We start from the raw sequence: 21,851 nt of genomic DNA, 5'->3' as shown, positions 1-21,851 counted from the left end.
TTGGCGTCAGTCGCCAACCGCCAGCAGCTCGATCTCGAATACCAAGGGTGTATAGGGTGCGATCAGGTCACCCGCTCCTTCGGCGCCATAGGCTTGCGCTGAAGGAATCACCAGGCGCCATTTGGCGCCCGCGTGCATCCGCGGCAGGGCCACCTGCCAGCCCTCGATTACAGAATCCAGGTTGAACCACTGGGGCGTCTGGTTCTGGTCGAACACCGAGCCATCCGGCAACTTGCCCACATAGCGCACTTGTACTTTGCCACCTGCCTTGGGTTGCGCGCCCGTGCCTGGCTGCAGTTCGCTGTAGAGCACGCCTTCCGGCAGTTCGTGTACCCCATAACGCCCACGCTCATTGGCCATGAAGCGTGTTTCGGCTGCCTGCAATTTTTGCGTGGCGGCATCACTTTCCTGTGTTTCATGCTGCTGAAGCACTGCCTGCATGCGTGCCTTGTCAAGCTTTAGCGGTTGCCCCTGATAGGACTGCTTGAGGCCTTCGACCAGTGCGTCCAGTTGCAAGCCCGGCATTTCATGGCGCAGGCGCTCACCCAGGCTGGCGCCCAGGCTGTAGGCCAGGTCGTGTTCGTCACTGTCGGCCAAGGCGATGGGGGCCAGCAGGCATAAACCTAAAACAAGATATCGAGGCATGGTCAGTTCCTGCGCCAATGAGCGGGGAAGTATGCCAGCGTTAGATTATCTATGGTGTGCTCGCGGTCCTTGTAGGAGCGGCCTTGTGTCGCGATGGGCTGCGAAGCAGCCCCATCAGTATTTGCGCAGACGCTGAAATCCCGGGGCTGCTTCGCAGCCCATCGCGACACAAGGCCGCTCCTACAAGGGATGTGCTGCAAGTCAGGCAATTGCCAAATATCAGCAATGATTAATTCAGCAACTACACTTTCACGCAGCTGCAAGATAACAACTTTGCCCAGGCATGCAACGCGGCGTAAATATTACGGTCAACATGCCCTAGCGGCGGTAGCAGCAGAAGCATAGTATGAGCCGCAATCTCGTCAGCCAGGAGGTAAACCATGTCGGCCAAAAAGAAGCCAGTAAGTACGCCGTTACACCTGCTCCAGCAACTTTCGGGCAGCCTGCTCGAACATTTGGAAGATGCCTGCTCGCAAGCGCTGGCTGATGCGGAAAAACTGCTGGCCAAGTTGGAAAAACAGCGTGGCAAAGCCCAGGAAAAACTGCACACCGGTCGCCTGAAATTGCAGGATGCGGCCAAGGCAGGTAAAGCCAAGGCGCAGACCAAAGCGCAAAAAGCCATTGGCGAACTTGAAGGGCTGCTCGACTCCCTCAAGGAACGCCAAACCCAGACCCGCTCTTATATTCAGCAACTCAAACGAGACGCTCAGGACAGCCTCAAGCTGGCCCAGGGTGTAGGCAAGGTTCGCGAAGCAGCAGCCAAAGCGCTGGATTCGCGTGCTGCCAAAACCACCAAACCAGCGGCTGCCAAACCTGCAACCAAGCCAGCGGCCAGAACCGCTGCTGCAGCCAAACCTGCGGCGAAGCCAGCTGCCAAGGCGACCGCTGCTGCCAAGCCTGCGGCGAAGCCAGCTGCCAAGGCAACCGCTGCTGCCAAGCCTGCCGCGAAGCCAGCCGCCAGAGCGACCGCTGCTGCCAAGCCTGCGGCTAAGCCGGCTGCCAAAGCGACCGCTGCTGCCAAGCCTGCGGCCAAGCCGGCTGCCAAGGCGACCGCTGCTGCCAAGCCTGCGGCCAAGCCGGCTGCCAAAGCGACCGCTGCTGCCAAGCCTGCGGCTAAGCCAGCTGCCAAGGCGACCGCTGCTGCCAAGCCTGCCGCTAAGCCAGCTGCCAAAGCGACTGCTGCTGCCAAGCCTGCGGCTAAGCCAGCTGCCAAGGCGACCGCTGCTGCCAAGCCTGCCGCTAAGCCAGCTGCCAAACCGACTGCTGCGGCCAAACCTGCAGCCAAACCAGCCGCGAAACCCGCTGCCGCCAAAGCCCCGGCACGCGCTGCCGCCAAACCTGTTGCCAGCAAGCCAGCGGAAACCAAACCCGCTACGCCTGCCGCCAGCACCCCGGCTGCCGCAACCAACTCGGCCACCCCGGCTGCTTCGGTAGCGCCCTCGGCACCCGCCAGCACCCCGGCTCAGGCGCCGTCTTCGGCATCCTGAAGCGTAGCCGCCGCGACGCGCAGCTGAGTCAGCGCGTCGTGGTGGCGGGCAGGCTCCGGCGCCAGCCGGGCCAGCCAGTCGTCAGTGCCCCCACCCGAGTCTGCGGGCCACTGTCGCGAGCGCTCGTGCAACCGCTCCAGCAAGGTCTTTTCGGCCTGCAACTCCAGCCCCTTCACCTGTTCACGTATCGCTCCCAGCTGCACATCATTCTGCGCTGCTGCTCGCCATTGCTGGCGCAGGCTACGTAACGGTAAGACCACTTCACGCTGCCAAGGCCCGGCAATTTCGTTCAACGCCTGGGCGCGCTCATCCAGCACAGCCACGCCACGCGCCTGCAGCCAGGTTGCGCACAACAGCAGGCAGACATCGCCACCCTGCGCCTGGAGCTCCAGGCAAGCAGCTTCCACGCCGGGCCTGGCATACAGGGCCAGGGCGTGATTCCACAGGTCGGTGTACATGGTTCTACTCGCGCTATGGGCCGAGGAAGCTGATAGACTCCGCGACCATCATGATCAGACTATCCAACCTCACTTTACAGCGTGGTCCGCAGCGCTTGCTAGACGGCGCCGACATGACCCTGCACCCCGGTCACAAGGCCGGCCTGATCGGCGCCAATGGCGCCGGTAAATCCAGCCTGTTCGCCTTGCTGCGCGGGGAGCTGACGCCTGACGGCGGCGATTGCCAGCTGCCCGGCGACTGGCGCATCGCCCACATGCGCCAGGAAGTCGATACCCTCGACCGCGTGGCCGTGGACTATGTGCTTGATGGCGACGTGCGCCTGCGCAAGGTCCAGGCTGACCTGGCCGCGGCCGAGCAGGCCCACGACGGCACCGCCCTGGCGCGCCTGCACAGTGAGCTGGAAAGCGCCGACGGCTACACTGCCGACGCCCGCGCCCGCAAATTGCTGGCGGGCCTGGGCTTCACCAACGAACAGATGGACCGCCGCGTCGGCGACTTCTCCGGTGGTTGGCGGATGCGCCTTAACCTGGCCCAGGCATTGATGTGCCCGTCCGACCTGTTGTTGCTCGACGAGCCCACCAACCACCTGGACCTGGATGCCATCCTGTGGCTGGAAGACTGGCTCAAGGGTTACCCCGGCACGCTGATGCTGATCTCCCACGACCGTGACTTCCTCGACGCCGTGGTCGACCATGTGCTGCACGTCGAACAACGCAAGCTCAACCTCTACAAGGGCGGCTACACCGCCTTCGAGCGCACCCGCGCCGAGCGCCTGGCGCAGCAGCAGCAGGCTTACGAGAAGCAGCAGGCGCAGCGCGCGCACATGGAAAAGTACATCGCCCGCTTCAAGGCCCAGGCCACCAAGGCCCGCCAGGCACAAAGCCGGATCAAGGCCCTGGAGCGCATGGAGGAGCTGTCGGCGGCGCATGTCGATTCACCGTTCGACTTCGTCTTCCGCGAGTCGCAGAAAATCTCCAGCCCGTTGTTGAGCCTGTCCGAAGGCCGCCTGGGGTATGGCGACAAGGCCATCCTCGACAAGGTCAAGTTGCAGCTCACCCCTGGCGCACGTATTGGTTTGCTCGGGCCTAACGGCGCGGGCAAGTCGACCCTGATCAAGAACCTCGCGGGCGAGCTGGAACCGTTGTCGGGCCGCCTGGTACGTGGCGAGAACCTGGCTGTTGGTTACTTTGCCCAGCACCAGCTGGATTCGCTGGACGACAAGGCCAGCCCGCTGCTGCACCTGCAGCGTATTGCTCCCGCCGAGCGCGAGCAGACCCTGCGCGACTTCCTGGGTGGTTTCGACTTCCATGGCGACCGTACTGACGAGCCGGTGGTGAACTTCTCCGGTGGTGAAAAGGCCCGCCTCGCGCTGGCGCTGATCGCCTGGGAACGGCCGAACCTGCTGCTGCTCGACGAACCGACCAACCACCTCGACCTGGAAATGCGCCTGGCGCTGACCATGGCGTTGCAGGAGTTTGCCGGCGCCGTGGTGGTGGTATCCCACGACCGTCACCTGCTCAAGAGCACGACCGACGACTTCCTGCTGGTGGCCGACGGCAAGGTTGATACCTTCGACGGTGACCTGGACGACTATAGCCGCTGGCTGGTCGAGTACCGCCAGCGCAGCGCACCGGCCAGTACGGCGCCGGTCAACCCGGACAAGACCGACAAGAAAGCCCAGCGCCAGGCTGCCGCGGCCTTGCGCCAGCAGCTGGCACCGCACAAGAAGGCCGCCGACAAGCTGGAAACCGAGCTTAACCAGGTGCACGCGCAACTGGCCGAGATCGAGACCGCACTGGGTGACGGTGGCCTCTACGAGGCCGCACGCAAGGACGAATTGCGTGACCTGCTGGCGCGCCAGACCAAGCTCAAGCAACGCGAAGGCGAGCTGGAAGAAGCCTGGATGGAAGCGCTGGAAACGCTCGAAAGCATGCAGGCTGAGCTCGAGGCGCTGTCCTGATGGAGGAACTGCGTTCGCTGCTGCCAGGGCAATGGATGGATACCTTCTGGTTGGGCTTGCAGATCCTGTTGATCCTGGTGGCGGCCTTCGTCCTGCAGCGCATCATCGCGCGCGGGCTGAGCCGCCTGGGTCAGCGTTACCCGCTGCCACCAGAGTTGCTGGTGCCGGTGCGCGGTGGCTTACGCTGGCTGATCATGGGCAGCGCGCTGCTGTTTGTGCTGGAGCGGCTGGGTGTTTCCGCGACAGTCCTGTGGACTGCATTGTCAGGCTTCGTCGCGGTGGCGGCAGTGGCGTTCTTCGCCATGTGGAGCGTGTTGTCCAACCTGCTGTGCGCAGTGCTGATTTTTACGGTTGGGCCGTTTCGCATCGGCGATGTGGTCGAGCTGGTCGATACACTCGACAAGCCGGGCGTCAAAGGCCGTGTGATCGCCATCAACCTGCTGTTCACCACCCTGCTGGAAATGCCCGAGGCGGGCGGGGCGCTGGTGCAGGTGCCCAATAGCCAGTTCTTCCAGAAATCAGTGCGGCGCTGGCGCGGGGCCGAGGTGCAGGCCCTGCACAAAGAGGCGCCTGTGGAGGCCGACTAAAACCTGTGCCGGCCTCTTCGCGGGCATGCCCGCTCCCACAGAACCCGAAGCCTGCACTGTAGCTGTGGGAGCGGGCGCGCCCGCGAAGAGGCCGGTACAGGCCGTGAAATTCCTCAAAATTTACTGGTTATTTTTTCACCAACACCTTAGCTTAGCGGTTTGCAACATATGTTCGAGCGAGGTGTGTGATGTCGATGGAAGTATGGTTGGGCTTCTTTGCCGCCTGTTGGGTGATCAGCCTTTCACCCGGTGCCGGGGCGATCGCCTCGATGTCCAGTGGCCTGCAATACGGGTTCTGGCGTGGTTACTGGAATGCCCTGGGCCTGCAGCTAGGCCTGATCGTGCAGATCGCCATCATCGCCGCTGGCGTCGGCGCCATCCTGGCCGCCTCGGCCACGGCGTTCCAGATCATCAAATGGTTCGGCGTTGCCTACCTCGTCTACCTGGCCTACAAGCAGTGGCGCGCCTTGCCGATGGACATGGCCGATGAGTCCGACGTCCGCCCGATCGGCAAACCGCTGAGCCTGGTGTTCCGTGGCTTTCTGGTCAACGTCAGCAACCCTAAGGCATTGGTGTTCATGCTGGCGGTGCTGCCGCAGTTCCTCAACCCGCATGCGCCGCTGTTGCCGCAGTATGTGGCAATCACCGTGACCATGGTCAGCGTGGACATGCTGGTGATGGCGGGTTACACCGGGCTGGCTTCGCGGGTGTTGCGCTTGCTGCGTACGCCCAGGCAACAGAAGCGCCTGAACCGGACCTTTGCCGGGTTGTTCATTGGTGCGGCAACATTCCTGGCGACCCTGCGCCGGGCGCCCATCTGATACACCGTATCTCGGTCATTCGCGGGCAAGCCCGCGAATGGGCGAACGCTATTTCTGCCTGTCCACCAATCCCTTGAGCAGATCAACTGGTAACGGAAACACGATGGTCGAGCTCTTGTCCCCGGCAATCGCCCCCAGCGTCTGCATATAACGCAACTGCATCGCCCCCGGCTCTTTGCTCAGCATCTGCGCCGCCTGCATCAGCTTCTCCGATGCCTGCAACTCGCCTTCGGCATGAATCACCTTGGCCCGCCGTTCCCGTTCAGCCTCGGCCTGCCGGGCGATGGCACGCACCATCGATTCGTTGAGGTCCACGTGCTTGATCTCGACGTTGGCCACCTTGATGCCCCAGGCATCGGTCTGTGCGTCCAGCACCTGGCGGATGTCCAGGTTCAACTGCTCGCGCTCTGCCAGCAGTTCGTCCAGTTCGTGCTTGCCCAGCACTGCGCGCAGCGTGGTCTGGGCCAGCTGGCTGGTTGCCACGAGGAAGTCTTCAACCTGGATGATCGCCTTTTGCGGGTCTAGAACGCGAAAGTACAGCACCGCGTTGACCTTGACCGAGACGTTGTCACGGGTAATCACATCCTGCGGCGGCACATCCAGCACCACAGTGCGCAGGTCGACCCGGACCATCTGCTGAATCACCGGAATCAACAGGATCAACCCCGGGCCCTTGACCTGCCAGAAGCGCCCCAGCTGAAAGACCACCCCGCGTTCGTATTCGCGCAGGATGCGAAAGGCCGACAGCAACAGCATCACCAGCACGATCAGTATTGCGCCGAGACCCATTTGCATGAACATGCTCATTCTCCTTGCGCCGCAGGCGCGGCAGCGCTCACTTGCAGCCTGACGCCGAGGCGCGCGGTGATCCGCACGTTCTGGCCAGCTTGCAGCGGCGTTGCGCACTGCACCTGCCATTGCTCGCCCTGGGCCAGCACAACGCCAGAGAACGGGTTGCCTGCCATTACCTGGGTCACGGTGGCCAGGCTACCGACCAGGCCAGCGTCGCCGCTGACCAACGCCCGCCGGCGCGCCCTCACGGCCATGCCCAGCACTGTGGCCAGCAGCACTACCAAAAGCAACGCCAAGGAGAGGATCATGGTCAACGACATGCTGAAGCCAGGGGCGTCGGCGTCGATCAGGCTCAATGCGCCGACCACGAAAGCGATGAGGCCGAAGAACCCGACTACGCCGTAATTGGGCAGGACGAGCTCGGCAATCATGAAGGCGAGGCCCAGCAGGATCAGGGCAGCACCGGCGAAACTCACCGGAACGACCAACACGGCCTGTTCGCTGGCCGCCATTACGGCGTGGCCCCCGGCAACAGTCGCAGCCTGCCCGCCTGGCGCAATGCCAAGCAGCACCAGCAGCAACAACCAGCGCCAGCAGCGCGCGATCACCTGTCGTCACCTCGTTTGCTTCTATTACACAAGTTTAGCCCTGCCTTGCGCTGCCAGGCCTAAAATTGAAGATTGGGGGGCGAAACCGGAGGTGCATCATGCGTATGGCAAAGACCCTGCAGGCCCGCCTGGACAAGGCCAACTGCGATTACGACATCATTCCCCATCCACATTCGGCCACCAGCCTGGAGTCTGCCCGTACGGCCGGTGTGCCCGCCGAGCGGGTCGCCAAGTCGGTGATGCTCGATGACCGGCATGGCAACTACATCATGGCCGTGCTGCCGGCCAACCGGCACCTGGACATGAGCAAGGTGCGCACGTCCGGCGCCTGGCAACTGACCCGTGAAAGCGGCCTGCCGAGCCTGTTCAATGACTGCGAGCGCGGCGCCGTACCAGCCCTTGGCGATGCCTACCAGATAAAAATGCTGCTCGATCCGAGCCTGACCCGCCAAGGCGATGTCTACCTGGAGGCGGGTGACCACGATCACTTGATCCACATGAGCATGGAGCAGTTCATGAAGCTGGTACCTCAAGCCGAAGTGCGCGAGCTTTGCTGATGTTTTCACACCAATGCCAGGCGGGCGTCGTGGACGGCTTGCCTGGCCCCGAGGAGGAACCATGGAAGCGCCGATTCATCGTTTTGCCGACCTGTTCAAACAGCTGGGCCTACCCGACGATCCCAAGAGTATCGATCAGTTCATCACCAGCCATTCACCGCTGAAGAACGAAATCAAGCTGGTGGATGCGCCGTTCTGGACCGACTCCCAGCGTGCCTTTCTCAAGGACAGCATCATTGAGGATGCCGATTGGGCGGAGCCTTTCGATCAACTCAACGAAGCGTTGCGTCGCCCCCGAAAATAAAGCGCCGAGCGGCACCTGACGAGTGATCGGCCGTTGCTATGCTCAGGAAAACAATAAGGGGATAGCGCGATGAAAGATCCCTATGCACCAGGCTTCTGGTGCTCCGTGACGATCCTGGGCACCCTGACGGCCAGTTACTTCTACGGCATCAGGCAGACGCAACAGATGAACCAGGCAGTGCATTTCCTGTATGCCGCTGCCGCTGTCACTGTGGCGTTTGCACTGGTGACGCTGACCTGGATCGCCTGGCAGCAGTTGCACCTGAACAAGCGTGAAGTGATTCAGGGGCGCACGTTGCTGACCATCTGGAACACCAAGGTGGCGTTACGCCGCGTTGAAACGGTGTTCGACCGTTATTTCTGGGGCAGCTACTGGCATTCGGGGCGTACCTTCGAAGAGGTCATGGGCGAGCTCAAGGGCACACCGCTGGAGCAAAGCCTGGATGCCCTGAAGCGCCAGTGCCGCGTGCTCGACCGTGAAATCCATGACCACCATCATCACTGGCTGGCCAACGCTCGCGACCTGTCCAGCGTGGCCCAGGCCATGGCCCGTGAACGCTACCAGCTGGACCTGGGCGAGCCTACGCACAGCGGCCACGGCAACACGGCAGTGCTGAACCGTGACCTGGAAGTGCTGGTATACACCTGGTCGGCGCGCCTGCGCAGCTTCGACCATCAACTGGACGAACTGGAGCGCGCCTACCATTGAGGCGCTTCATTCGCCGCGGATGTATTGCTCCAGCTGCAGGATCAGGCTGGCCTGTTCCGCGATGGTTTCCTTGACCAGGTCACCGATCGACAGCAGGCCCAGCAGCTCACCATTGCTGACCACCGGCAGGTGGCGCAGGTGGCGGTTGGTCATCAGGTTCATGCAGTACTCAAGGTTCTGCTTTGGCTCCACGGTAACGACCGGGGCGCTCATGATTTCGCGTACCGGGGTGGCCGCAGACGAGCGCCCCTTCAGCACCAGTTTGCGTGCATAGTCCCGTTCACTGACGATACCCACCACCTGGTTGCCCTCGACCACGGGCAGCGCACCGACGTTTTTCTCCGCCAGCATTTTCAGGGCGTCGAGCACCGAGTCATCCGGGCCGATGGTGTACACGGTCTGGTGCTGGGACTTGGTCTTGAGGATTTGTTCGACGGTTTTCATGTGGGCCTCTGCGGGTGGAAAAAGCGCTGTCTCGGTGTAACTAAAGCATCCGGTACGGCGCTCTGCACGGCAATGCAGGAAACGGCATGGAGTCGATTGAAAAACGTCATGAGTGTCGCCTGTGCCGGCCTCTTCGCGGCTGAAGCCGCTCCCACAGGTACATCGCAGGCCTCAGGCATACGGAGTCCTTATGGGAGCGGGTTTATCCGCGAAGAGGCCGGTACTGCCAATCAAAGCTTCGGCATCTGCCCGAGCCGCGCCACCATCTCGCTCACGATCTGCAGGTCCAGCATGAACTGGTCCACAGTCTTGAACTCGTTGTCGTTGTGCCCGGTGTACTTCACATCCGGCATGGCCAGGCCGAACTGCACGCCGTTGGGCAGGTCGTGCACCGAGGTTGCGCCGGCAGAGGTCCCGAACTCATGCTTCATGCCCAGGTTCTCGGTGGCCACCGCGAGCAGGGCCTTGACCCATTCGCCCTCGGGGTTGCGGTACATCGGTTCGTCCAGGCTGTAGTCGAAGGCCACCGAGGTGTGGCTTTGCCGGGTCCACTTGCCCAGTTTGTCGGCCAACTCGTCCTTGATCGTGGCGATTGGCTTGCCTTTGGGAATGCGCAGGTTCACCGCCAGTTTCAGGCCTTTGTCATCCACCCCGACAAAAGTCAGCGAGGCGGTCAGCGGGCCCATGAAAGCGTCCTTGAAAGCAATGCCGAGCTTGTTGCCCAGATAGTCCAGGCCCCAGTTGTCGGCGGCATAGCGGGCTGCGTCGGTGAAGTGGTTTTGCTTGAGTGGTACCTGCGGGCCCAGCCCGTTGATGAAGCCGAGCATGCGCGCTACCGGGTTTACCCCGGACTCGGGCTCCGAGGAGTGGGCGGAAACACCGGTCACGGTGAGTAACACCTGTTTGCCATCGGCTTTGGCGTCAATGCTGAAGTCGCCGCCCTGTTTCTTCACGTACTTGGCACCGGCTTGCTGCAACTGTTTGGCCAGCTGAGCCGGGTTGTCCGAAACCAGGGTCGCCACCGAGGTAGTCGGTATCTGGTTGGTGGCCAGGCCGCCGGTCAGGTTGATGATTTCTGCGCCCTTGCCGGTGCCCGCGCGCTTGCTGAAGCTGGCCATGACCGTGCCGTAGCCCTTCTCGGCAATTACCACAGGGTAGCCGCCGTCGAGGGCCAGGTTGTAGTCGGGCGTGGGGTTGCGCTCGAAGTAGTAGGGGATGGCGTCGCCGCTGGTTTCTTCGGTGGTGTCGATCAGCAGCTTGAATTGCCGGGCCAGCGGCAGGTTCTCGTCCTTGGCCACTTTCAGGGCGTACATGGCTACCACGATGCCGTTCTTGTCGTCTTCGGTGCCGCGGCCGTACATGCGGTCGCCCACCAGCGTCACCTTGAACGGGTCCAGGCGCGTGCCGTCGGCCAGCTTCCAGTTGTCCGGGTTGACCGGCACCACGTCGGCATGGGCATGGATGCCGATCACTTCCTTGCCGCTGCCGAGCGAAACCTCATACACCCGGTTGTCGATGTTGCGGAAGGCCAGGCCGAAGCTGTCGGCCAGGGCTTTGAGCTTGTCGGCAATCTTCAGGAACTCGGGGTTCTCGTGCTGTGGCGTACCCTCGACACTGAAGGTGGGGATGGCCACCAGTTCGCGCAGGGTTTCGGTGGCGGCCTTGCCGTACTTGATGCGGGTATACAGGCCGAGCAGGCGGTTGATTTCATCTTGCTGTTCGGCGGCCAGTTGCTTGTTGGCCAAGTAGGCGTCCAGGGTTGCCTCAAGGTTGTCGGCCTTGGCCAGGTCGCTGCCTTTGAGCTTGCCGAGAAACTGCTTGAAGTCGCTCGGGTTGCTGCCGTCGAAGGCTTTGACGATGGCAGCGGATTGCTGCTGGGTGAGGTTGGCCTGGGCCGGTTGGGTGAACAGGCCGATGCTGGCCAGCAGCAGGGTGGTGGCGGTCAGTTTTTTCAGGTGCATGGTTGTGCGCATTCCTTCGCCAATCATTGTTATGGGTTACCCGTCAGGAAACGGGAAGACGCCCACGCTAACACCAATGACCCTTGGCACGGGAGTGCCAGAAACGCGACATGTCGCACAAACGAAAAAGCCCCGGGCTCAGGCCCAGGGCTTTTTGATATGGCGCACTCGGCGGGATTCGAACCCACGACCCCTGCCTTCGGAGGGCAGTACTCTATCCAGCTGAGCTACGAGTGCAACGCGCACGCATGATACCCATCTGAATCGGTGGCGTCCATCGCCTTGATCTGTAGCCTTTTTTCCCTTGTTGCCAGCACCGACAGCCGGAACTTCATCTATCAATATGCGATATCGGTATTTCCCCAATCATTCTTATGCCCACTATTCTCTGGTCACAACTTGTTATAACAAGTAATCGCTCAGTGAAGAGATCCCATGGCCCAACTGCTCCCCCTGTCCCCGGTACCGCTCTATACCCAGCTCAAGGAACTGCTGCGCGAGCGCATTCTCGACGGCACTTATCCATCGCATAGCCGTATGCCGTCTGAAAGCGAGCTGGGCAAGGCCTTCGACGTCAGCCGCATCACCGTGCGCCAGGCGCTGGGCGACCTGCAGAAGGAAGGGCTGATCTTCAAGATCCACGGCAAAGGCACTTTCGTTGCCAAGCCCAAGGCGTTCCAGAACGTCAGCACCCTGCAGGGCCTGGGCGAGTCGATGACGCAGATGGGCTACGAAGTGATCAACCGCTTGCGCAGCTTCCGCCATGTGCCGGCCAACGCCTTGGTGGCGGCCCGGCTGCAGGTCGAGGAGGGCAGCCTGGTTACCGAGATCCGCCGGGTCCGCCTGATCAACCGCGAGCCGGTATCGCTGGAGCTCACCTGGCTGCCCAAGGCCGTCGGCGAAAAACTGGAGAAGGCCGACCTGGTTACCCGCGACATCTTCCTGCTGCTGGAAAACGACTGCGGCATCGCCCTTGGCCACGCCGACCTGGCCATTGATGCGGTCCTGGCCGACAGCGACCTGACCCAGGCCCTGGATGTTGAAGAAGGCTCGCCGATCATGCGCATCGAGCGCCTGACCCATGCTGCCGACGGCACGCCACTGGACTTCGAACACTTGTACTACCGCGGCGATGCCTTCCAGTACCGCCTGCGCATTGATCGCCAGAAAGGGGGCAAGGCATGAGCATCCAGACCCAGGACTACGACATCATCATCATCGGTGGCGGCACCGCCGGGCCGATGGCGGCGATCAAGGCCAAGGAGCAGGACAAAAGCCTGCGCGTGCTGCTGTTGGACAAGGCCAATGTCAAGCGCAGCGGTGCCATCAGCATGGGTATGGACGGCTTGAACAACGCCATCATCCCCGGCCATGCCACCCCCGAGCAGTACACCAAGGAAATTACCGTGGCCAATGACGGCATCGTCAACCAGGCCACCGTGCATGCCTACGCCACCCACAGCTTTGAAACCATCGAGCAGCTCGACCGCTGGGGCGTGAAGTTCGAGAAGGACGAGACCGGCGACTACGCGGTGAAGAAGGTTCACCACATGGGCGCTTATGTGCTGCCCATGCCCGAAGGCCACGACATCAAGAAGGTGTTGTACCGCCAGCTCAAGCGTGCACGGGTCGAGATCAGCAACCGTATGGTCTGCACCCGTGTGCTGCTCGATGGCGAAGGTGCCGCCGCGGGTGTGCTGGGCTTTGACTGCCGCAGCGGCGAGTTTCGTGTGGTGCGGGCCAAGGCAGTGATCCTTGCCTGTGGTGCCGCCGGGCGCCTGGGGCTGCCGTCGTCGGGTTATTTGATGGGCACCTACGAGAACCCGACCAACGCCGGTGATGGCTATGCCATGGCTTACCACGCAGGCGCCGAGCTGGCCAACCTCGAGTGCTTCCAGATCAACCCGCTGATCAAGGACTACAACGGCCCGGCCTGCGCCTATGTCACCGGCCCGCTGGGTGGTTATACCGCCAACAGCAAGGGCGAGCGCTTCATCGAGTGCGACTACTGGAGCGGCCAGATGATGTGGGAGTTCCACCAGGAGCTTGAGGGCGGTAATGGCCCGGTGTTCCTCAAACTGGACCACTTGGCCGAGGAGACGATCCAGAATATCGAAGAGATCCTGCACAGCAACGAACGCCCCAGCCGTGGCCAGTTCCACGCCGGGCGTGGCACCGACTACCGCCAGCACATGGTCGAGATGCATATTTCCGAGATCGGTTTCTGCTCCGGGCATTCGGCATCGGGGGTGTGGGTCAATGAGAAGGCCGAGACCAGCGTCAAAGGGCTGTATGCCGCGGGCGACATGGCTGCGGTGCCGCACAACTACATGCTCGGCGCTTTTACCTACGGTTGGTTTGCCGGTGTGAACGCTGCGCATTACGTGGCCGGGCGTGAACTGGCCGAGGTAGATGCCGAGCAGGTCGAACGCGAGCGTGCGCGGGTGTTTGCCCCGCTGCAGCGTGAGCATGGCCTGCCGCCAGCCCAGGTCGAGTACAAGCTCAGGCGCATGGTCAACGACTACCTGCAGCCGCCGAAGGTGACCAAGAAGATGGAAATCGGCCTGGCGCGGTTTGCCGAGATCGAGCGCGATCTGGAGCAGATGAAGGCCAGCAACCCTCATGAACTGATGCGTGCGATGGAAGTGTCGGTGATTCGCGATTGCGCCGAGATGGCGGCGCGGGCCTCGCTGTTCCGTGAGGAAAGCCGCTGGGGGCTGTACCACCACCGGGTGGACTTCCCTGAGCGCAACGATGGCGAGTGGTTCTGCCATTGCCATCTGAAAAAGGGCGAGAACGGTGAAATGACCAGTTTCAAGAAGGCCGTCGAACCGTACCTGATCCCATTGGATGCAGATGAGCAGACTGCTTACGACCGGTTGCGGGTCAAAGCCGATGCCGCCTAAGCGACACCTCTCCTTGTGTGCGGGTTTACCCGCGAACACCGGCGAAGCCGGTGCCATCCACCGTGTTGGATTCTTCGCGGGTAAACCCGCTCCCACAGGGAAATGTGCAAGCCTTTAGATAAAAAGGGAGCCCATGAAGGCCCCAAGGACTCCGTGAAATGGCCTACCAGCCGCAAGAAATCTTCTTCCGCAGCAGCGCCCCGGTCACCATCGACGAGGACAAATGCATCGCCGAAAAAGGCTGCACCGTGTGCGTCGAGGTCTGCCCCATGGACCTGCTGGCAATCAACCCTGCCACGCAAAAGGCCTACATGGCCTTCGACGAATGCTGGTACTGCATGCCCTGCGAGAAAGACTGCCCCACCGGCGCGGTGAAGGTCGACATCCCGTACCTGCTGCGCTGATTGATCCCGCCATCCGGCGAACCACCGGACGCCCTCCAGATGTGCCCCTCGTTTCCCACCACCCAAGCCGGGCGGCGGAGACGACTCCAACTCTTATAACGATTCGAGGGGAAACACCCATGCGCCTTGTTACAACCGTGGCTGGCCTCGCGCTGGCACTCACTGGCCTGAATGCCAGCGCTGAAACCATTCGCATCGCCATCGGCACCCAGGACACCACCATCAACTGCGCCACCGGCGGCCTGCTGATCCGTGAGCTGGGCCTGCTGGACAAGTACCTGCCGCACGACGGCAAGTACAAGGACGCCACCTACCAGGTCGAGTGGAAGAACTTCACCAGCGGTGCGCCGCTGACCAACGAGATGGTCGCCGGCAAACTCGACTTCGGCGCCATGGCCGACTTCCCGGGCTCGTTCAACGGCGTTGCGCACCTGGATGCCGGCAAGCGCAGCCTGTTCATCAGTGTGCTGTCGGGTAGCGTGCATGGCAGCGGCAACGGCATCGTCGTGCCTGCGGCGTCCAGCGTGCAGTCGCTGGCTGAGCTCAAGGGCAAGACCATTTCCGTGCCATTTGCCTCCACCGCCCACGGCATGCTGCTGCGGGCGGTCGCAGCCCAGGGCTGGGACCCGCAGAAGGATGTGCGGATCATCGCCCAGGCGCCGGAGATCGCCGGCTCCGCCCTGCGCAGCAACCGCATCGAAGCCCACGCCGACTTCGTGCCGTTCGCCGAGCTGTTCCCCAACCGCGGCTTCGCTCGCAAGATCTATGACGGCGCCCAGGCCAACGCCCCGACTTTCCATGGTGCCTTGGTCGATGCCGACTACGCGAAGAAGTACCCGGAAGTGGTCACCGCCTACCTGCGCGCCAGCCTTGAAGCCGACCGCCTGATCGCGGCGGAGCCTGAGAAGTACAGCGAGTTGATCGAGAAGGTCACGGGTATCGAAGCCGAGGTCAATTACCTGTTCCACGGCCCGCTCGGCCTGCAGACCCGCGACCTGACCTGGAAGCCCGAATACCGCCAGGCAGTCGCTACGTCTATCGATACGCTCAAGCTGCTTAAAAAGACCGACCGTGGCCTGGACACCGACAAGTTCATCGACGACCAGTACATCCGTGCCGCCTTCAAACAGGCAGGCCTGGACTACGACAAGGCCCTTGAAGACTACGACCCGCTGCCGCTCAAGGCCAATGACGCGCTGACCGGCAAACCGATCACCGACTTCAGCCGTCTGGCGCAGATCTGGGTGCGTGGTGAAGACAAGGTTCGCCACTATGCTTCGCCGGAGGCCGCCCTGGGTGCCCTGGCCCAGCTGGAGCAAGAGGGCAAGGACATCCGCGCCATCTACGCCCAGGCCGCTGACAGCGGCATCAAGCTGCTGGCCAACCAGGCCTGGTTTGTGCGCAACGCCAACGGCGAACTGGCGGCGTTCCTGCTCAAGGACCAGGCCGAGCAGTATGCCAAGGCTCATGGTGGCGAGGCGCTGGACTTCGTCAGCGCCAACCAGAAGCTGGTCGCCCAGCGCTGACCGGGAGGCACCGACATGACCCGCAACCACAAGCGCTGGCCGGTGCGCCTGGCTTCGCTGCTGGCCTGTCTGCTGTTCTGGCAGGTGGCGGCAAGCGCAAAACTGGACCTCGGTCTGCTGACGTTCACCTATGTCCCTACACCCAGGGCGGTGCTGGACGCTGCCTGGCAGTTGCTGACCTCCAGCACCCTGCTGGCGCACCTGGGCAGCAGCCTGTCGCGGGTGTTTGCCGGTTATGCCACTGCGGCGCTGGTTGGGGTGGCCCTGGGGTTGCTGATCGGCCGCTCGAAATGGGCAGAAGACACCCTGCTGCCGCCGCTGGAAGTGTTGCGACCGATTCCGGCGGTGGCGTGGATCCCGCTGGCGATCCTGATGTTCCCGTCGTCGGAACTGTCGATGGTGTTCATCACCTTCACCGGCGCGTTGTTCCCCATCCTGCTCAACACCGTGCACGGCGTCGAGGCTGTCGACCCGCGCCTGGTGGCATCGGCGCGCAGCCTCGGCGCCGGGCGCCGGGCGATCCTGCGCGAAGTGGTGTTGCCTGGGGCGTTGCCGAGCATCGTCACCGGCCTGGCCATCGGCATGGGGACGTCATGGTTCTGCCTGGTCACTGCCGAGATGATTTCCGGGCAGTTCGGCATCGGCTACTACACCTGGGAGTCATACACCTTGCAAAATTACCCGGACATCATCGTCGGCATGCTGCTGATCGGCGTGCTGGGCATGGGCAGCAGCGCCCTGGTCAAGCGCCTGGGGGCGCTGGCCACGCCGTGGTACCGCACGCGGAGGGCCAGTTGATGAACAGTTATCAACAGGCACCGGGGCGTATCGATGGTCGCGGTCTGTCGATACGCCTTGGGCACGGCAACGAAGCGTTCGAGGCGGTACAGCGCCTGGATTTTGCCGTTGAGCCGGGTGAGTTCGTATGCATCCTGGGGCCCTCCGGTTGTGGCAAGTCGACGTTGCTCGGCGCCCTGGCCGGGCACCTGGTGCCCAACAGCGGCCAGTTGAACGTGGACGGCCAGCCTGTTGCCGGGCCATCACCGCAGCGTGGCATGGTGTTCCAGCACCACACCTTGCTGCCCTGGCGCAGCGTGCTCGACAACGTGGCCTTCGGCCTGAAGATGCAGGGCATTGGCCGCGCCGAACGTTACCGGCAAGCGGGTGAAATGTTGCAACTGGTGGGGCTGGCCGACTTTGCCGGGCGCTGGCCAAGCCAGCTGTCCGGCGGCATGCAGCAACGGGCCGAGATTGCCCGAGTGCTGATCAACCGCCCGCGACTGTTGCTGATGGACGAACCCTTCGGCGCCCTGGACGCGCAAACCCGTGCACGCATGCAGGAGTTGCTGCTGGAGATTTGGGCCAGCATCCGCACCACCGTGGTGTTCGTCACCCACGATATCGACGAAGCGCTGTTCCTGGCCGACCGCATTCTGGTGATGAGCCCGCGCCCCGGTCGCTTCATCGACGACCTGCGCCTGGACTTTGCGCGACCCCGCCACGCCAGCCTGCTGACCAGCCCTGAATTCACTCACCTCAAGCGTCACTGCCTGGCTTTGCTCCGCCACGAGGAAGGCCGCGAACTGCCGCGCCTGACCCCGCTGGGCCTGCCGGACACTGACCACCCACCGCTACGGATCGCGCTATGACTGACCGAACGACTGACAACCCCGACATCCTTGCCCTGTTGCCTCGCCTTGATGCCAGCGACGCTGGCGTGCGCCGCATCGCCCTGATTGAGCTGGCCGACCTGGAAGACCCGGATGGCTTGCCATGGCTTACCGATGCACTGCTGGTGGATGCTGCCGACGAAGTGCGTGCCGAGGCCGCGCGCCTGCTTGAGGCCTGGGAGGAACCTGAAATTGTGCAGGCACTGTGTGCTGCGCTGGCGGATGCAGCCGAACCGGTACGGCTGGCAGCTGCGCAGAGCCTCAGCGAACTCAAGAGCCTTGAAGCCGGCCAGCTGATCCTGCCATGGGTCAAGCACGCCGATGCCTTCGTCCGCTCCAGTGCCCTGCGAGCCTTGCGCGAGCTGCGCCTGGAGGATGCTGCCGAACCTGCGCTGCTGGCGCTGGCCGATGACGACGCCGCCGTGCGGCGTGAGGCTGTAGGCATTCTAGGTTGGCTCAAGCACCAGCCTGCATTGCTGGCGCTGGCAGCGCTCGCCGAGAACGAGCCGGACACCGAGGTGCGCCGCGCGGCCATCGGCGCGTTGGGCCTTGCCCGGGACAGTTCGGTGCTGCCTGCGTTGGTGGCGGCATTGGCTGACCAGGCCTGGCAAGTACGCGAGGAAGCCGCCACCACGTTAGGCAAAATCGGTCAGGACCAAGCAGGCCCGGCGCTGGTGGATGCCCTTGCCGATGACTTCTGGCAGGTACGCCTGCGGGCAGCGCGTTCACTAGGTCGGCTGCGCTATGCCGCTGCACTGGGCCCGCTTGGCGCGTTGCTTGGCCATGGCATTGCCAACCTGCGCAAGGAAGCGGCGCTGGCCCTGGGCGAGCTGGGCCAGGCGTGTGCCTTGCCGGTGCTGCAGGCCGCCGAGGCCGATAGCGACCCCGAGGTGCGCAAGGCGGTGCGGATTGCCCTGGCGCAACTGCGCGGGGCTGCCTGATGAACGCCCCGCAAGTCATTCGTAACCTGCGCGGGCCAGGGCAGTTGGTACTGCAATGGGAAGACGGCGAGCACCGCCTCAGCCATATCCGTTTGCGCGGTGCTTGCCCTTGTTCACGATGCCGTGCGACCCGGCTGTCGGGCGGGATCAACCTGGTGCCCGACGATGTGCGTGTGGTGCAGATCGAGTCACAAGGGTACGGTGTGCAACTGGTGTTCAGCGACGGGCATGAGCGGGGCATCTACCCTTGGGCCTACCTGCGTGACCTGACTGGCCAGTGAGTCTTCTTCGCGGGCTTGCCCGCGAACAGGCTCAGAGCGCAATCAGTTCCGGCCTCAGCCCTTCCACGCGTCGCACCGGCGGCGGCAGGTAACCGCCATCCCCGGTGATCTGGTGCAGTACCTTTTCGCGCAGGCCATGCAGCGCAACGCCCGTGCGCAACCGCGGGTGCGGCAGATCGATCTCGACCACCGACTTGATCCTGCCCGGGCGTGGCTCCAGCACCACTACCCGGTCAGCCAGGTACGTGGCTTCTTCTGCATCGTGAGTGACCAGCAAGGTGGTGATGCCCGCGCGTTCGCGAATGGCCAGCAGTTCGTCCTGCAATTGCTGGCGGGTCAGTGCATCCAGCGCACCGAAGGGCTCATCGAGCAGCAAGATCCGTGGGCTGGCAACCAGGCCGCGGGCGATGGCCACGCGCTGGGCCATGCCGCCTGATAGCTGGTGTGGGTAGGCCGATTCGAAGCCCACCAGCCCCACCAACTGCACGAACTCGTGTACGCGCCGCGCACGCTCACCTTGGGTAAGCGACTCATTGACCAGGCCCAAGGCGATGTTCTGCTCCACGTTCAGCCAGGGAAACAACCGGTGTTCCTGAAACACGATGCCGCGTTCGCCACCAATGCCGCTCACGCTGTGCCCGTCTACGCGGATGCTGCCGCTGTAGTCGGTGTCCAGACCTACCAGCAAGCGCAGCAACGTGGACTTGCCACAACCGGATGCACCGACAATGGCGATGAACTCGCCTTCATTGATCGACAGGTTGAAGTTGCGGATCGCCTCGAACGGCTGGCCGTCCACGGTGAAAACCTTGCTGACGCCCTCGAAGCTCACCAAGGGCGGTGTGGTGTCGGGCTGGTTGGCCGCGTGCAGGTGCGAAGTGTTGAAGGCGTTCATGCAGTTCTCCAGCGCGTGGCGCGCGATTCGAGGCGTTGTCCAAGGGTGCCGAGCAGGGCGCCGACCAGGCCGATCAGCACCATCGCAGCCATTACCTGGTCCATGCGGAACAGTTGCTGGGCACCGATCATCAGGCTGGCGATGCCGCCGTCCGAAGGCATGAAGTATTCGGCGCCGATGGTGCCCAGCCAGGCATAGATCAGCGACAGGCGCAGGCCGGCAAAAATGGCCGGGGCGGCACCGGGCAGCACCAGCAGGCGCAAGCGTTGCCACAGGCCCAGGCGTAACGTGCGGGCCGCTTCGCCCAGTTGTGGCGAGAGGCTGGCGATACCACGCTGGGTAGCGATCAGCAGCGGGAAGAATGCGGCCAAGCCGACGAACACATGCTTGGCCCCTTCACCCAGGCCGAACCAGGCGGTGAGCAGCGGCACCCAAGCGAACAGCGCTACCTGGCGCAAGGCCGTAAGGCCAGGCCCGAAAAGGCGATCTGCCGGTTTTGAAAGCCCCAGCAGCAAGCCGGTCAGCAGGCCGGCGCCACCACCCAGCAGCAGGCCGGTGAGGGTGCGCTCCAGGCTTAGCAGCAAGGCCTGCGGCAGTGACCCATCGGCCAGACCGACCAGCAGTGTGCGCAGCACCTCAAGTGGCGAAGTGAGAATGTTCGGGTCAACCCAGCCGAAGCTGCTGCTGGCTTGCCACAGCGCCAGTAGTGCCAGAGGCAGCAGCAAGCTTTGCCATCCGCGTGGCACCGGCCCGCGCTGCTGTTCACCCGTGGCCGGTTGTGGCCAGTACAGCAGGCGCTTTTCCAGGCCGGAGAAGCTGCGTTCCAGTACGGCACCCACCAGGCCGATTACCAGAATGCACAGCAGCACCAGGTCGAGCATGAACAGCTGGCGTCCCCACACCATCAGGTAGCCGATCCCTTCGCTGGATGCCAGCAGCTCCACCGCCAGCAGCGAGGTCCAGCCGGTGGCCAGGGCCAGGCGCACGCCGGTGAGAAAAGCGGGCAGGGCCGCTGGCAGCAGCAGGCGCAGGAACAGCAGGTGGCGTGGCAGGCGCAGGGCCGCAGCGGCTTCACGCAGTTTTGGCTGGGCATCGCGCACACCCACCAGTGTGTGCAAGGTGACGGGCACCACCACGGCTTTTACCAGCACCACGAGCTTCAGCAGTTCACCGATGCCAAAGAACAGCATGAACAGCGGGATCCAGGCCAGAGTGGGAATTTGCGCCAGCGCCACGAAAGTCGGCAAAACCAGCGTCTGTGCTTGCCGCGAAGCGCCCAGCCACACCCCCAGCAGCAATCCGCTGCCGATACCCGCCGCCAGCCCCCAGCACAACCGTTGCAGGCTTATCCACAGGTGCCCCCAGAGCTCGCCAGAGCCAAATTCCACCGCGCTCTGCCACACCAGTGCCGGCGCCGGCAGGATCTGCTCGCTCATCCAGTGCTGCCGGCTCGCCACCACCCACAGCAGCGCAATCAGCACAGGCAGCAACCAAGGCAACAAGCGGTCACGGCCTGTGTGGGGGCGGCATTGTTTCGCAATAGGGCCGCGCAGCGGCCCCCGAAGCCACCTCCGATTCCTGCTCAGAACTCCATTCATCGGCCATCTCTCGAGACGTTGTTAGTTTATTCACTTATGGAATTAAAAAATCCGACAAGCGACTTTCAAGAGATAAGAGCATGCGTCCCCTGCATACGGAAGCCCCCCGTCGTTGCGTTTTCCTCATATTTTCCATGCGCTTTGCGCAAGCACCTCGCAGACCCGCATGCAGCCTGATTTATGCCTTCCAGTTACTGAAAGATGAAGTTTTGGTCTTTGTAGGTTCTAACCAGACCTGCCTAGCTTCTGGCCAAAGCGCCGGCCATCGCCGGTGGCAGCCTGCCAAGGAGCCTTGCC

Annotated in this window: 22 protein-coding genes, 1 tRNA gene and 1 pseudogene; 15 read left to right on the top strand and 9 right to left on the bottom strand. The window is 63.0% G+C overall.

Annotation, left to right across the window (positions count from 1 at the left end; all coding sequences use genetic code 11):
* Positions 1–6 precede the first annotated feature (6 nt).
* On the bottom strand, positions 7–645 hold the full coding sequence (locus ACQKPZ_RS09175; RefSeq protein WP_427537078.1) for an FKBP-type peptidyl-prolyl cis-trans isomerase: 639 nt from the start codon (positions 643–645) through the stop codon (positions 7–9).
* A gap of 380 nt (positions 646–1,025) precedes the next feature.
* Here ACQKPZ_RS09175 and ACQKPZ_RS09170 point away from each other — a divergent pair, with 380 nt between their 5' ends.
* The gene (locus tag ACQKPZ_RS09170; protein ID WP_427537076.1) at positions 1,026–2,132 is read left to right on the top strand and encodes an AlgP family protein; all 1,107 of its coding nucleotides are present in this window, start codon (positions 1,026–1,028) and stop codon (positions 2,130–2,132) included.
* Here ACQKPZ_RS09170 and ACQKPZ_RS09165 read toward each other — a convergent pair.
* A complete protein-coding gene (locus ACQKPZ_RS09165) occupies positions 2,108–2,590 on the bottom strand; it encodes a TIGR02444 family protein (RefSeq protein ID WP_427537074.1) in 483 nt (160 codons plus the stop codon). The two genes, ACQKPZ_RS09170 and ACQKPZ_RS09165, sit on opposite strands and share 25 nt — an antisense overlap.
* A 50-nt stretch (positions 2,591–2,640) precedes the next feature.
* Between ACQKPZ_RS09165 and ACQKPZ_RS09160 the strand changes: the two genes are divergently transcribed.
* From ACQKPZ_RS09160 to ACQKPZ_RS09150, 3 genes are all read left to right on the top strand, one after another.
* Positions 2,641–4,551 (top strand): ATP-binding cassette domain-containing protein, encoded by a 1,911-nt coding sequence (locus ACQKPZ_RS09160; protein WP_427537072.1) that lies wholly within the window; start codon positions 2,641–2,643, stop codon positions 4,549–4,551.
* Complete coding sequence (locus ACQKPZ_RS09155) at positions 4,551–5,138, top strand: mechanosensitive ion channel domain-containing protein (RefSeq protein WP_391128627.1); 588 nt, start codon at positions 4,551–4,553, stop codon at positions 5,136–5,138. The genes ACQKPZ_RS09160 and ACQKPZ_RS09155 overlap by 1 nt, the downstream gene beginning before the upstream one ends.
* Positions 5,139–5,326: 188 nt before the next feature.
* Positions 5,327–5,959: a LysE family transporter gene (locus ACQKPZ_RS09150; RefSeq protein ID WP_427537070.1), complete on the top strand. Its 633-nt coding sequence runs from the start codon at positions 5,327–5,329 to the stop codon at positions 5,957–5,959.
* Positions 5,960–6,007: 48 nt separating this feature from the next.
* Here ACQKPZ_RS09150 and ACQKPZ_RS09145 read toward each other — a convergent pair whose 3' ends face one another.
* Positions 6,008–6,760, bottom strand: a complete 753-nt coding sequence (locus tag ACQKPZ_RS09145) for a slipin family protein (protein WP_427537068.1) — start codon at positions 6,758–6,760, stop codon at positions 6,008–6,010.
* A 2-nt stretch (positions 6,761–6,762) separates the two neighbouring features.
* Positions 6,763–7,332: pseudogene (locus ACQKPZ_RS09140) on the bottom strand (NfeD family protein); the annotation flags it as partial.
* A gap of 125 nt (positions 7,333–7,457) precedes the next feature.
* Here ACQKPZ_RS09140 and ACQKPZ_RS09135 point away from each other — a divergent pair.
* The 3 genes from ACQKPZ_RS09135 (at position 7,458) to ACQKPZ_RS09125 (ending at position 8,928) form a co-directional block, all read left to right on the top strand.
* Positions 7,458–7,916 (top strand): aminoacyl-tRNA deacylase, encoded by a 459-nt coding sequence (locus ACQKPZ_RS09135; RefSeq protein WP_427537066.1) that lies wholly within the window; start codon positions 7,458–7,460, stop codon positions 7,914–7,916.
* Positions 7,917–7,977: 61 nt separating this feature from the next.
* Positions 7,978–8,220 carry a DUF2789 domain-containing protein gene (locus tag ACQKPZ_RS09130; protein ID WP_016714420.1) on the top strand — a complete coding sequence of 81 codons (243 nt, stop codon included), beginning with the start codon at positions 7,978–7,980 and terminating at the stop codon, positions 8,218–8,220.
* 69 nt (positions 8,221–8,289) lie between these two features.
* On the top strand, positions 8,290–8,928 hold the full coding sequence (locus tag ACQKPZ_RS09125) for an NADH:ubiquinone oxidoreductase subunit N (protein WP_391128616.1): 639 nt from the start codon (positions 8,290–8,292) through the stop codon (positions 8,926–8,928).
* A 6-nt stretch (positions 8,929–8,934) separates the two neighbouring features.
* Here ACQKPZ_RS09125 and ACQKPZ_RS09120 read toward each other — a convergent pair whose 3' ends face one another.
* The 3 genes from ACQKPZ_RS09120 to ACQKPZ_RS09110 all read right to left on the bottom strand — a co-directional run bounded on the left by ACQKPZ_RS09120 (position 8,935) and on the right by ACQKPZ_RS09110 (position 11,570).
* Positions 8,935–9,372: a CBS domain-containing protein gene (locus ACQKPZ_RS09120; RefSeq protein WP_198749564.1), complete on the bottom strand. Its 438-nt coding sequence runs from the start codon at positions 9,370–9,372 to the stop codon at positions 8,935–8,937.
* A gap of 230 nt (positions 9,373–9,602) precedes the next feature.
* Positions 9,603–11,333: a dipeptidase gene (locus ACQKPZ_RS09115; RefSeq protein WP_427537064.1), complete on the bottom strand. Its 1,731-nt coding sequence runs from the start codon at positions 11,331–11,333 to the stop codon at positions 9,603–9,605.
* Between the two features lie 160 nt (positions 11,334–11,493).
* A tRNA-Arg gene (locus ACQKPZ_RS09110) sits at positions 11,494–11,570 on the bottom strand.
* 198 nt (positions 11,571–11,768) lie between these two features.
* On the opposite strand from ACQKPZ_RS09110, the gene ACQKPZ_RS09105 reads away from it, so the two are divergent.
* The 8 genes from ACQKPZ_RS09105 to ACQKPZ_RS09070 all read left to right on the top strand — a co-directional run bounded on the left by ACQKPZ_RS09105 (position 11,769) and on the right by ACQKPZ_RS09070 (position 19,061).
* The gene (locus ACQKPZ_RS09105) at positions 11,769–12,518 is read left to right on the top strand and encodes a GntR family transcriptional regulator (RefSeq protein WP_403193963.1); all 750 of its coding nucleotides are present in this window, start codon (positions 11,769–11,771) and stop codon (positions 12,516–12,518) included.
* Positions 12,515–14,239 (top strand): fumarate reductase/succinate dehydrogenase flavoprotein subunit, encoded by a 1,725-nt coding sequence (locus ACQKPZ_RS09100; protein WP_427537062.1) that lies wholly within the window; start codon positions 12,515–12,517, stop codon positions 14,237–14,239. The genes ACQKPZ_RS09105 and ACQKPZ_RS09100 overlap by 4 nt, the downstream gene beginning before the upstream one ends.
* Positions 14,240–14,397: 158 nt before the next feature.
* Positions 14,398–14,643: a 4Fe-4S dicluster domain-containing protein gene (locus ACQKPZ_RS09095; protein WP_008096634.1), complete on the top strand. Its 246-nt coding sequence runs from the start codon at positions 14,398–14,400 to the stop codon at positions 14,641–14,643.
* 119 nt (positions 14,644–14,762) lie between these two features.
* Positions 14,763–16,169, top strand: a complete 1,407-nt coding sequence (locus tag ACQKPZ_RS09090) for an ABC transporter substrate-binding protein (RefSeq protein ID WP_427537060.1) — start codon at positions 14,763–14,765, stop codon at positions 16,167–16,169.
* 15 nt (positions 16,170–16,184) lie between these two features.
* Positions 16,185–16,967 (top strand): ABC transporter permease, encoded by a 783-nt coding sequence (locus ACQKPZ_RS09085; RefSeq protein ID WP_427537058.1) that lies wholly within the window; start codon positions 16,185–16,187, stop codon positions 16,965–16,967.
* Positions 16,967–17,818 (top strand): ABC transporter ATP-binding protein, encoded by an 852-nt coding sequence (locus ACQKPZ_RS09080; protein ID WP_427537056.1) that lies wholly within the window; start codon positions 16,967–16,969, stop codon positions 17,816–17,818. The genes ACQKPZ_RS09085 and ACQKPZ_RS09080 overlap by 1 nt, the downstream gene beginning before the upstream one ends.
* Positions 17,815–18,780, top strand: coding sequence for a HEAT repeat domain-containing protein (locus ACQKPZ_RS09075; protein ID WP_427537054.1), 966 nt, complete (start codon positions 17,815–17,817; stop codon positions 18,778–18,780). The genes ACQKPZ_RS09080 and ACQKPZ_RS09075 overlap by 4 nt, the downstream gene beginning before the upstream one ends.
* Positions 18,780–19,061, top strand: coding sequence for a DUF971 domain-containing protein (locus tag ACQKPZ_RS09070; protein ID WP_427537052.1), 282 nt, complete (start codon positions 18,780–18,782; stop codon positions 19,059–19,061). Before ACQKPZ_RS09075 ends, ACQKPZ_RS09070 begins: the two co-directional genes overlap by 1 nt.
* Before the next feature lie 31 nt (positions 19,062–19,092).
* Here ACQKPZ_RS09070 and ACQKPZ_RS09065 read toward each other — a convergent pair whose 3' ends face one another.
* Both ACQKPZ_RS09065 and ACQKPZ_RS09060 read right to left on the bottom strand, forming a co-directional pair.
* The gene (locus ACQKPZ_RS09065; RefSeq protein WP_427537050.1) at positions 19,093–19,956 is read right to left on the bottom strand and encodes an ABC transporter ATP-binding protein; all 864 of its coding nucleotides are present in this window, start codon (positions 19,954–19,956) and stop codon (positions 19,093–19,095) included.
* On the bottom strand, positions 19,953–21,554 hold the full coding sequence (locus tag ACQKPZ_RS09060) for an ABC transporter permease (RefSeq protein WP_427537048.1): 1,602 nt from the start codon (positions 21,552–21,554) through the stop codon (positions 19,953–19,955). Before ACQKPZ_RS09060 ends, ACQKPZ_RS09065 begins: the two co-directional genes overlap by 4 nt.
* Between the last annotated feature and the right edge of the window lie 297 nt (positions 21,555–21,851).

It is taken from the genome of Pseudomonas sp. NPDC089547 (assembly GCF_050280665.1).
In the GTDB taxonomy this organism is placed as follows: domain Bacteria; phylum Pseudomonadota; class Gammaproteobacteria; order Pseudomonadales; family Pseudomonadaceae; genus Aquipseudomonas.
The sequence above is the reverse complement of the archived record's forward strand: the minus strand, read 5'-3'. Positions and strand labels throughout refer to the sequence as shown.